Here is a 10,164-nt window from a genome sequence, read left to right as displayed (position 1 = left end):
GCCAAGCCCCTGACCCGGTACTTCCCCGAACTCGTCGAGGCCTTCGCCCGGTTGCTCCCCGAGCCGTGCCTGATCGACGGCGAGGTCGTCGTCGCACAGGGAGAAGCGGGTGCTCAGCGGCTGGACTGGGAGGCGCTCTCGCAGCGCATCCATCCCGCCGCGTCGCGCGTCACGATGCTGGCGGAACAGACCCCCGCGATGTTCATCGCCTTCGACCTCCTCGCGCGCGGCGACCGCGACCTGCAGGAGGCGCCGTTCGCGGAACGCCGGGCACAGCTCGTCGACCTCCTCGGGGCCGTCCCTCACCCCGTGCACGTCACGCGCACCACCGACGATCCCGATCTCGCGCGGCGATGGCTCGCCGAGTTCGAGGGCGCCGGTCTCGACGGTGTGGTCGCGAAGCCCCTCGCCCAGCCGTACGCGCCCAACAAGCGCACGATGTTCAAGATCAAGCACGCCCGCACGGCCGACGTGGTGGCGCTGGGATACCGCATCCACAAATCGGGCCAGGGGGTGGGGTCGCTGCTCGTCGGACTGTACGACGCGGAGGGCCGACTGCACGGTGTCGGCGGGGTGTCGGCCTGGACCGACAAGCGCCGCCTCGAACTGATCGACGACCTCGCACCGCTCGTCGAGCGGGATGCCGACGGTGAAGCGGTCGTCGGCGAGACCGACCGCTCGCGGTTCTCGGCATCCAAGGATGTGTCCTTCGTCCGCCTGCGCCCCGAGCGCGTGCTCGAGGTGCGCTACGACCAGCTCGAGGGCATGCGGTTCCGCCACACCGTCCAGTTCGAACGTTGGCGCCCCGACCGCGATGCGACGTCGTGCACGTTCGAGCAACTGGAGACCGTCGGCGCGTACGACCTGGGCGACGTTCTGGACTGACCGCCGGCGGTCCCGGTGCCGCGACGCCCGCCCCCCGCGGTTCCCAGAACAGGCGCCGCACCGAGAACAGTCCGATTCCGCCGCGACCGGCCTGTCTCCGCGACATCCCCTGTTCTCAGCGCACCGCCCCGCACCGCCGATGCCCGAGAGGGGCGCGCGCTACTCCGCCGGCGTCTTCGCGCGCGACGGCTGCACGCGCGGCGGTTCCCCCGGCATCTTGGGGAACTCCGGAGGGAACGGCAGCTCGCCGAGCCCGGCGCCGAGGTCGCGCTGCCACCACTCGAGCAGCGTGTCGATGCGGCCGGGCGCGGCGCCGAAGTCACTCCACGGATCGCCGACGGCTGCCAGCCGCTCGGGCACCGTGCGGACGGTGAAGGACGCGGGGTCCACGGCATCCAATTCGTCCCAGGTGACGGGGGTCGACACCGTTGCCGTCGGAAGCGCCCGCGGAGAGTACGCCCCCGCCATGGTCCGGTCGCGGTTCGCCTGGTTGAAGTCGACGAAGATCCGCTCGCCGCGCTCTTCCTTCCACCAGTTGGTTGTCACGGCGTCCGGCATCCGGCGCTCCAGCTCGCGCGCCGCGGCCATCACGGCGTGCCGGACGTCGAGGAACTCGTGCGTCGGCTCGATGGGGCAGAACACGTGCAGTCCGCGGTTGCCGCTCGTCTTCGCCCACGCCTCCAGGCCCGCTTCGCGCAGCACCTTCCGCAGTTCGTGCGCCGCGACGACCGCCTCGGCGAAGCCGGTACCCGGCTGCGGGTCGAGGTCGATGCGCAGCTCGACGGGGTGGTCCGGGTCGCTCGCGAGAGACGCCCACGGGTGGAACACGATCGTGTTCATCTGGGCGGCCCACACCGCCGAGCCGATCTCGGTGAGGACGAGCTGTGGATGCCGGCGCCCGCTGTTGTACGTCACCGTCACGGCCTCGACGAACGACGGCGCCCCCTTCGGCGGGTTCTTGGAGAAGAAGCTCTCGCCGCCGACGCCGTCGGGGAATCGCTCGAGCGACACGGGTCGATTACCGTTGGCGGCCAGGAACGGCTCAGCCACGGCGATGAAGTACTCGGCGAGCTCACGCTTGGTGATCCCGACCTCCGGCCACAGGACGCGGTCGGGGTTGGACACGCCGATCTCGCGATCGCCGTCGGGTCCGGGCACGGTGAGCGTGATGCGCGGGGATGCCATGCCCCGACGCTAACGGTCCCGTGCCGTCGTGTCTGCCCCGTTGCCCCATGCGCTGTTCAGGGCGACTCGACGACGTGTCCAGCCCGCCCCACGGCATCCCACGCCCACCTACGCTCGATGGCATGACTTCCCGCGCCGCCCGCACCGCTCTCGACATCGCCGACTGGCGCCGCCGCGTCTTCGCGCTGTACGCCGCCGTGCGCGAGGCGGATGATCCCGAGGACGCCCACGAGCTGTGGCGCATCGAGCGCGACGCTCTGTTCGCCGAGCACCCCGCGACTCCCCTGCTGCCCGAGCAGCGCGAGGGGTTCGCCGGTCTGCCGCTCGCACCCTACGACGCAGCCTGGCGGTTCGAGGTGACCCTGCTCGAGGCCGAGGAGGCGTCGTTCGTCGCCACGACCGGCACAGACGGCGACGTGGGTTTCGAGCGCATCGGTCGCGTCGAGTTGCCCGACACCGGGTCGCTCGATGTGTGGCGCCTCACGTCCTACGGCGGAGGGCTGTTCGTCCCCGTGCGGGACGCCTCGGCCGGACGCCCGGGCGGCACCTACGGCGGCGGCCGCTACCTGCTCGACACGATCAAGGGCGCCGACCTCGGCGCCGGCACCGCGCCGGACACCCTCGTGATCGACTTCAACTTCGCATACAACCCGTCGTGCGCCTACGACCCTGCTTGGGCGTGCCCGCTGGCCCCGGTCGGGAACGTGCTGCCCGTGACGGTGCCGGTCGGCGAGCTGTACGGGGTGTAGCCCGCGGGCGGGCCCGCCTGCGCGTGCGGGGCTCCGGGACAATCCGGCGTTCCGCTCAGGGAACGGTCCGGCGCGGCCCCGCGAGGCCGAAAACTCCGGAGCCCGGCACGCGACGCAGGGCACGGCGGGCCACCGCGGCACGCGCGGCCGCCCGGCGTCTACTCGGCGCGCGTCAGCAGCCCGGCCAGGTCGTCGCGGGTCAGCCGGATCCACGGGCCCGCCGGGTCGACCAGGAGCCCCGTGAGACCGTCGTCGCCGCGGATTGCCGCGACCAGCTGCTCGCTCTTCAGCGGCACGGCCTGATCCCCGCGGCCCAGGGCCAGCAACTCGAGCGGGTGTGAGAACACCTCGAGGAACCTTTCGCCCGTCGCCGCCCGCGATTCGGCCACGCCGACGGGCCCGCCTTCGGCCTGGTTGACCGCGATCCACAGCGGCGCGCCCGCGACGATGGCGTCGACGATCGTGGATGCCGTGGACTCGGTGCGCTTCGCGCTGAGTGCCGTCTTGATGCGCAGGTCGGCGTCCGCCTCCGACACCATCCGCTCCAGCAGCGCGGTGGGCAGGACCGCGCGGGCATCGCCGGAGGCGTGATCGAGGACGAGGCCGGCGTAGGGCCCGTCGAGCACGTACCGCAGGAGCGCCATCACCGGCTGCGCCATCGCGGACGTGTCGCGGTCGCCGTCGGCGTGGACGCTCTGACTCAGCGCCTGCCCGCTGCTGTACGCGAGGACGAGCTGTTCGTCCCCCCTCGTGGCCACGGCGAGAGGCAGGTCCTTGCCCTCCGCGATGAGCGCACGCGCGTCGCCCTTGACGCGGAGGAAGACATTGCCCTGCAGCAGTTGGCGAGCGACATTGAGGAGCTGGACGGGCTGGGCCGCCCCCGAGATCTCGGCGAGGGCCGTGGCGAGGAGCGCATTGTCCTGCACCCCGGGGATCGACTCCCGACCCTCGGGCGCTTCCATCGGACCCGGCGGCCGGGCTGACGGACGGGCGGCGACAGGCGGCGTGGAATCCGTGGCGGGTGTCGCGTCGGCGGGAGCGCCGACGCCGCGGAACGACGAGGTCGAGATGGTCACCTGCGGAACCGCAGCCGCGGGCGGCTCCGCGGGGGCGACCGGCTGCTCACCCGGTTCGATCACGCCCTCGGGGCGCTCGGCCGACACGTCATCGGAATCGGATTTCTTGCGGCGCGAGAAAAGTGCCATTGTCCGACCCTATCCGGGGGTCGGCGTCGCCCGGCGTGTCGTGGAACGCCTCACAGTTTCGAGATCGGCGCGATCTTGACGAGCAGCTTCTTCGCGCCGACCGTGTCGAATCGCACGTGGGCCACGCGTTTCGCGCCCTCGCCCGTGATGGCATCCACGCGTCCTTCGCCGAAGTCGTCGTGACGGATGCGATCCCCCGCGGTGAGTTCCATGTCGCCGTTGTCGCGCACCTTCGCCGGGATGCGATTGGGGAATTTGCTGGGGTCGGCCGGCGCCCGCTGGGGCAGCGGCACGAGGTCGTCGCCGTACCGGGTGCCGCCGCCGGCCTGGCCGGGGCGACGCCCGCGGGCGTTGAGCGCGCGCGACTGGGTGCCGCCGCGGCCGTTCACGTCGCCGGGCGACTGGCGCCAGTCGATGAGGTCGGCCGGGATCTCCTGCAGGAAGCGACTCGGCATGGCCACCGTGACCTCGCCGAACTGCGCGCGGGTCATCGCGAGCGAGACATGCAGGCGCTTGCGCGCGCGGGTGATGCCCACGTAGAACAGGCGCCGCTCCTCTTGCGGTCCGCCCGGTTCTCCGGCCGAGATGCGGTGCGGGAGCAGGTCTTCCTCGACACCGGTGAGGAACACCGCGTCGTACTCGAGTCCCTTGGCGGTGTGCAGGGTCATGAGCGAGACCGACCCGGACGCGTCGTCGAGGTCGTCGGCATCCGCCACGAGGGCGACCTCCGTGAGGAAGTCGATGATCGTGCCGTCCGGGTTGTTGCGCGCGAACTCACGCGTCACGGCCACGAGCTCGTCGAGGTTCTCGAGACGCGCCTCGTCCTGCGGGTCGCGGCTGGCGCGCAGAGCGTCGAAGTACCCGCTCTTGTTGAGCAGCAGCGTCAGCCCTTCGGACACCGATGTCGACGGGGCGAGTTCTCCGGATGCCGGGAGCATGACGGCCGTGGCCTCGCTCAGCACCGCGTCGAGGTGGTCGATCGCCTTCTGCAGCTTGGGTCCGACGCCCAGCTGCGGGGAGTTGGCGAGAGCGTCGCGGAACGTGATGCCGTGCTCTGCTGCGTACCGGGCGATCGCCGTCTCGGTGACGTCACCGATGCCGCGTCGGGGCTTGTTCAGGATGCGGCGGAGCGCCATCTCGTCGGCCGGGTTCGCCACCGCGACGAGATACGCCAGCGCATCCTTGATCTCGGCGCGCTCGTAGAACTTGGTTCCACCCATGATCTTGTAGGGAACGGCGGAGCGGATGAAGATCTCCTCCAGCGCGCGGGACTGCGAGTTGGTGCGGTAGAACACCGCCATCTGCGCGTAATCGACGCCCTTGCGGTGCAGCGCCTCGATCTCGTCGGCGACGAACTGCGCCTCGTCGTGCTGCGAATACCCGGTGAATCCGATGATCGGGTCGCCCGCGCCGACATCGGTCCACAGCTTTTTGTCTTTACGGTCGAAGTTGTTCGAGATCACGGCGTTCGCCGCCGACAGGATGTTCTGCGTCGAGCGGTAGTTCTGCTCGAGCAGCACCACCTTGGCACCGGGGTAGTCGCGCTCGAACTCGCTGATGTTGCGGATGTCTGCACCGCGGAAGGCGTAGATGGACTGGTCGGAGTCACCGACGACGGTGAGCGACGCCCCGCTCTCGGCCGACGGCTCGGCCTCGAAGATCATCATGCCGCCGCCCGCGGACACGGGTTCGGCGTCGCTTCCCGGGGCACGCGTCAGCTCGTGGATCAGCGCGTACTGCGCGTGGTTGGTGTCCTGGTACTCGTCGACCAGGATGTGGCGGAACCGCTTGCGATAGACATCGGCCACCTGCGGGAACGCCCGGAAGAGGTACACGGTCTGCGCGATCAGGTCGTCGAAGTCGAAGGCGTTGGCGCGCTGCAGTTCGCGCTGATAGGCGGCGAAGATCTCGATGAACACGCGCTCGGCGGGGTCGCTCGTGTTGGCCTGGCGCGCGTAGGACTCGGCATCCGCCAGCTCGTTCTTGAGCTTCGAGATGCGGCTCTGCGTCCCGGCGGGGGTCAGGCCGAACGCGTCGCCCTCGTGGTCTTTCACCAGACGCTTGATGAGCGCGCGCGAGTCGCCCGAGTCGTAGATCGTGAACGCCTTGGTGAATCCGAACTGCTGCGCCTCACGCCGGAGGATGCGCACGCACGCCGAGTGGAAGGTCGAGATCCACATCCCGTCGGCGCGCTGGCCGATGAGGTTGTGCACGCGCTCGCGCATCTCGCCCGCGGCCTTGTTAGTAAACGTGATCGCGAGGATCTGGCTGGGGTACGCCTCGCGCGTCCGCAGGAGGGAGGCGATGCGGCGGGTGAGAACGCTCGTCTTGCCCGACCCCGCGCCGGCGACGATCAGCAGCGCTTGCCCGCGGTAGGTGACGGCGTCGCGCTGCGGCCCGTTCAAACCCTCGAGCAGGTCGGCGTCGGGGCGGGCGTCCGACGGCGCGGAGCCGCCGACGATGAGAGGGGTGGGGGCGTCGGTCATGGCGATGTCAAGTCTAGGCGGGGGCTCCGACACCCGCCCGGTTCGGGGGATCATGGGCATATGCGCCTGATCCTCAACGTCCTGTGGCTCGTCCTCTCGGGGTTCTGGCTGTTCCTCGGCTACCTCGCCGCCGGCATCGTGCTGTGCATCCTGATCCTCACGATTCCGTGGGGCATCGCCTCGTTCCGGATCGGCCTCTACGCCCTGTGGCCCTTCGGACGCGAGGTCGTCGCCAAGCCGCGGTCCGGCCTGGGGTCGCTCCTCGGCAACATCGTCTGGGTCGTCCTGGCCGGCTGGTGGCTCGCGCTGGGCCACATCGTCACCGGTCTCGCGCTGTGCCTCACGATCATCGGCATCCCGCTCGGGATCGCGAACTTCAAGCTCGTGCCGGTGTCTCTGATGCCGCTGGGCACCGAGGTGCGCGAGATCCGCCGCGGCGGACCGTTCGATCGCACGCTCGCCCGCTGACCCCGCGGTCAGGCGACGCGTCGGCGCCGCTCGCCCGGCCGCAGCGGGAGGGCGAGGACGAGCCCGATGGCCGTCACCAGGATGCCGATGATCGCGACCGCGATGAGCGCCTCGGTGGGGATGCGGGCGTCGTACATGCCCGCCACCCGGGCGAGGCGCCACGGCAGGACGCCGATCTGGCTGTTCCACGACGGAAGCGCCGTGTCCGGTCCGACGATGGCGGATGTCGCGGTCGGCAGTGCGAACGCGATGCCGACGCCCCCGAGCGCGATCCCCGCCGCGCGGCGCGGACCCAGTTGCGGGCGCAGCGACCAGCCGGCGACGATGAAGACCCAGGCGACGAGCGCGAAGGCCACAGCCAGATAGGCGATCCGAACGCCCGGGATGTTCCAGAGCGCGGGCCAGGCGCCGTCACGTCCGGACATCGCCACTGCCGCCAGCGCGACCATGCAGCGCAGCACCAGCGCGCCTCCCACCGCGGCGATGATGGGCCACGGCGAGCGCGCACCGAGCAGAAGCCGAACGGCGAGCGCGAACACGAGCCACCCGACGACGGCGAGCACGACGCTGCTGAGCCCGTCGCGGGGAGCTTGGACGATCCGCGTGGCGACGAGGAGACCCCCCGGAATCGCGATCATGAACCAGCGGTCCAGCGGGAGCGAGCCGAGCGTCGACTCGCGCGCACGCCAGGGCCGCGTCGAGGCGATCCACGTCGCGCGCGCGGCGGCGGCGCCGGGGCGGCCAACCAGCCGTGTCCGCGCGGCGAGCATGCCGATCACGACCCACGCGACGGCGAGGAGGAGCAGGGCACGGGCGATCCACTCCGTCGCCGGGTCGACCTCGAGGGGCACACGGGCGAACGGGTCGATGACCAGCGCGAGAGCCACCCCGATCACGAGGAGGAGGGCGACGGCCCCCAGGGCCAGGATGCCTCGCCCCGCCGTCGTCGCCATGCGCCCACGTTACCCGGCCGTGCGGGGCGCTTCCGCCGCGGGCGCCGCGACGACATCCCGGGCCCTCCGGCGGAGTTCGTCGCCGACACGCCGGGCCAGCGGCATCCGCCACCGGCGCGTCGGGACCGGACTCCACGAGACGGCCCGGCCCCGACCGACCTGCCCGGCCTCACCGGCGGCCCGGATTCACGCGCGGTCGTGGAGGGTGACGTGATAGCCGTCGGGGTCCGCGAAAGTGAAGGTGCGACCGAACGGACCGTCGATGGGCGCGGAGACGATGCGGTGCCCGTCGGCGGCGAGCGCGTCGTGGATCTCCTGCGCGTCTGTGGCGTGCAGCCAGAGGGCGGTGCCGATGCCGGGCTGCGTGACGCCGGTCAGATCGGTACCGGGTGCGAGGTCTCGGATGGCGAAGGCGATCGGCGCGGTGTCGAAGACGACGGCGTGCGGCGGACCGGCGGGCGATCGGACGAGGCCGAGGTACTTCTCGTAGAAGGACTGCGAGGCGTCGAGATCGCGCACCTGCAGGGAGATGAAGTCGGGTCCGGTGACGGGCATGGGATTCTCCTCGTGTCAGATAACTGACATCCACTGTATGTCAGACTACTGACATGGCGCAAGAGGGAATCGATCTGCAGACGTCGCTCGGGTATCTCGTGAAGGAAGCGTCGAGCGCCCTTCGCGTGGCGATGGAAGACGTTCTGCGCCCACTCGGGATGACGATCACTCACTACTCCTGCCTGGAGCAGCTTGCCCAGCGCCCCGGCTCGTCGAACTCGGACCTGGCCCGCGGGGCGTTCGTGACGCGGCAGTCGATGAACGTGCTCCTGCAAGCACTGGAGCGCGATGGCATTGTCGAGCGCGCCGAGAGCGCCCCCGCGGGGAAAGCCCTTCCCACGAGGCTCACCGAGAAGGGGCGCAGCGACCTCGCTCGTGCGAGTGCGGCCGTGCGGTCGGTCGAGCGGCGCATGCTGGGCGGGATGACGGATGCCGAGCAGTCCGCGGCACGAAAAGCCCTTCGGTCCATGGTGCAGTCCCTGCGGGACTGACGGACATGAGCAGATTGTGTAACAATCTGCTCATGCTTCCTGCCCTCGCGGTTCTCGCGGCTGCGCTCTGCTTCGCCACGACCGGCACGGCCCAGGCGCTCGCCGGCGTCGACGCCTCCCCCCTGGCCGTTGGTGCCGCGCGGATCGTGGTGGGCGGCGGCATCCTGGGTCTCATCGCCCTGCTGCGGGCCCGCCCGCGCGTTCGGACCGGCACGGCGACGGGTCCGACGGCACTGCTCATCGCCATCGGCGCCGCGGGGGTGCTCGCCTATCAGCCCCTGTTCTTCCTCGGCACGCGCGAGAACGGCGTGGCCATCGGCACGGTCGTCGCTCTCGGCTCGGCGCCGATCGCGACCGGAATCGTGGATGCCATTCGCTCCCGCCGCCTGCCCTCGGGCCGGTGGATGCTCGCCACCGCCATCGCTCTCGCCGGGGTCGTCCTCGTGTCGGGGGTGACCGGCGGCGCGGTCGCGCTCGCCCCCGGGGGACTCCTCGCGTCCGCGGGAGCCGGGATGTCGTACGCCCTCTATACCGTGTGCGGTAAGACGCTGATCGAAAGGGGGTGGGACTCCACACGCGTCATGGGAACGGTCTTCGGAGTGGCGGCCGTGGCGAGCCTCCCCGTGCTGCTCGTCGCAGGAACGTCGTGGCTCTTCACCCCGAACGGAATTGGGCTCGCGCTGTGGTTGGGCGTCGTGACCACCGCCGTCGCGTACCTGCTGTTCGGGTGGGGGCTGGCGCGCCTGACCGCCGTGACCGTCTCGACGCTGACGCTCGCCGAGCCGCTCGGCGCGACGATCCTCGGGCTCCTCGTGCTGCACGAGCAGCTGACGGCCGTGAGCGCGATCGGCCTCGCGCTCATCGCGATCGGCCTCGCCGTCGTGTCGGCTCCGTCCCGTCGGCGTGAGGAGGTTCCGGATGCCACGGCCCCGGCGTGATCCCCCGATGCTGCCGCTCCGCCCCGGCACCACTCCCCCGCGCGACGGAACCCCCGGTCCCCGCACGGCCGATGTCGTCGCGGACGCGGTACGCCGCGGCATCCTGTCGGGCGAGCTCGCTCCGGGCGCGCCCCTCCGCGAGGAGGAGCTGAGCGCGACGTACGGTGTCTCGCGCCACACCGCGCGGACCGCTCTGGCGACACTGACCGCCGAGAGGCTCGTCACCGCCGAGCCGTACCGCGGCGTGCG

General features: G+C 71.1%; 11 protein-coding genes. 6 read left to right on the top strand and 5 right to left on the bottom strand.

The window, feature by feature from the left end; all coding sequences use genetic code 11:
* Positions 1-885: ATP-dependent DNA ligase (locus D8Y23_RS14880; protein ID WP_128218861.1), on the top strand; the 885-nt coding region annotated here is incomplete at its 5' end.
* A gap of 159 nt (positions 886-1,044) precedes the next feature.
* On the opposite strand, the gene ligD is transcribed toward D8Y23_RS14880, so the two are convergent.
* Positions 1,045-2,070: a non-homologous end-joining DNA ligase gene (gene ligD, locus D8Y23_RS14875; RefSeq protein WP_128218860.1), complete on the bottom strand. Its 1,026-nt coding sequence runs from the start codon at positions 2,068-2,070 to the stop codon at positions 1,045-1,047.
* Positions 2,071-2,192: 122 nt separating this feature from the next.
* On the opposite strand from ligD, the gene D8Y23_RS14870 reads away from it, so the two are divergent.
* Entirely contained in the window at positions 2,193-2,819 is a 627-nt protein-coding gene (locus D8Y23_RS14870; RefSeq protein ID WP_128218859.1) for a DUF1684 domain-containing protein, read from the top strand.
* 158 nt (positions 2,820-2,977) lie between these two features.
* On the opposite strand, the gene D8Y23_RS14865 is transcribed toward D8Y23_RS14870, so the two are convergent.
* Together D8Y23_RS14865 and D8Y23_RS14860 are read right to left on the bottom strand one after the other, a co-directional pair.
* On the bottom strand, positions 2,978-4,024 hold the full coding sequence (locus D8Y23_RS14865) for an SseB family protein (protein WP_128218858.1): 1,047 nt from the start codon (positions 4,022-4,024) through the stop codon (positions 2,978-2,980).
* Between the two features lie 50 nt (positions 4,025-4,074).
* Positions 4,075-6,510 carry an ATP-dependent helicase gene (locus D8Y23_RS14860; protein WP_128218857.1) on the bottom strand — a complete coding sequence of 812 codons (2,436 nt, stop codon included), beginning with the start codon at positions 6,508-6,510 and terminating at the stop codon, positions 4,075-4,077.
* A gap of 60 nt (positions 6,511-6,570) precedes the next feature.
* Here D8Y23_RS14860 and D8Y23_RS14855 point away from each other — a divergent pair, with 60 nt between their 5' ends.
* The gene (locus D8Y23_RS14855; protein ID WP_128218856.1) at positions 6,571-6,978 is read left to right on the top strand and encodes a YccF domain-containing protein; all 408 of its coding nucleotides are present in this window, start codon (positions 6,571-6,573) and stop codon (positions 6,976-6,978) included.
* Positions 6,979-6,986: 8 nt separating this feature from the next.
* Here the strand turns inward: D8Y23_RS14855 and D8Y23_RS14850 are convergent, their stop codons facing one another.
* Together D8Y23_RS14850 and D8Y23_RS14845 are read right to left on the bottom strand one after the other, a co-directional pair.
* The gene (locus D8Y23_RS14850; RefSeq protein ID WP_128218855.1) at positions 6,987-7,931 is read right to left on the bottom strand and encodes a hypothetical protein; all 945 of its coding nucleotides are present in this window, start codon (positions 7,929-7,931) and stop codon (positions 6,987-6,989) included.
* A 186-nt stretch (positions 7,932-8,117) separates the two neighbouring features.
* Positions 8,118-8,486 (bottom strand): VOC family protein, encoded by a 369-nt coding sequence (locus tag D8Y23_RS14845; RefSeq protein ID WP_128218854.1) that lies wholly within the window; start codon positions 8,484-8,486, stop codon positions 8,118-8,120.
* A gap of 53 nt (positions 8,487-8,539) precedes the next feature.
* On the opposite strand from D8Y23_RS14845, the gene D8Y23_RS14840 reads away from it, so the two are divergent.
* The 3 genes from D8Y23_RS14840 to D8Y23_RS14830 all read left to right on the top strand — a co-directional run.
* Entirely contained in the window at positions 8,540-8,977 is a 438-nt protein-coding gene (locus D8Y23_RS14840) for a MarR family winged helix-turn-helix transcriptional regulator (RefSeq protein WP_128218853.1), read from the top strand.
* A 32-nt stretch (positions 8,978-9,009) separates the two neighbouring features.
* Complete coding sequence (locus tag D8Y23_RS14835; RefSeq protein ID WP_128218852.1) at positions 9,010-9,915, top strand: DMT family transporter; 906 nt, start codon at positions 9,010-9,012, stop codon at positions 9,913-9,915.
* Positions 9,896-10,164 (top strand): GntR family transcriptional regulator (locus D8Y23_RS14830; protein WP_240663922.1); only part of this gene is annotated, 269 nt, incomplete at its 3' end. The genes D8Y23_RS14835 and D8Y23_RS14830, both read left to right, overlap by 20 nt.

The sequence above is a fragment of the Microbacterium enclense genome (genome assembly GCF_004022425.1).
In the GTDB taxonomy this organism is placed as follows: domain Bacteria; phylum Actinomycetota; class Actinomycetes; order Actinomycetales; family Microbacteriaceae; genus Microbacterium; species Microbacterium enclense_A.
Note: the sequence above shows the minus strand (reverse complement) of the source record. Positions and strands in the feature narration are given on the sequence as shown.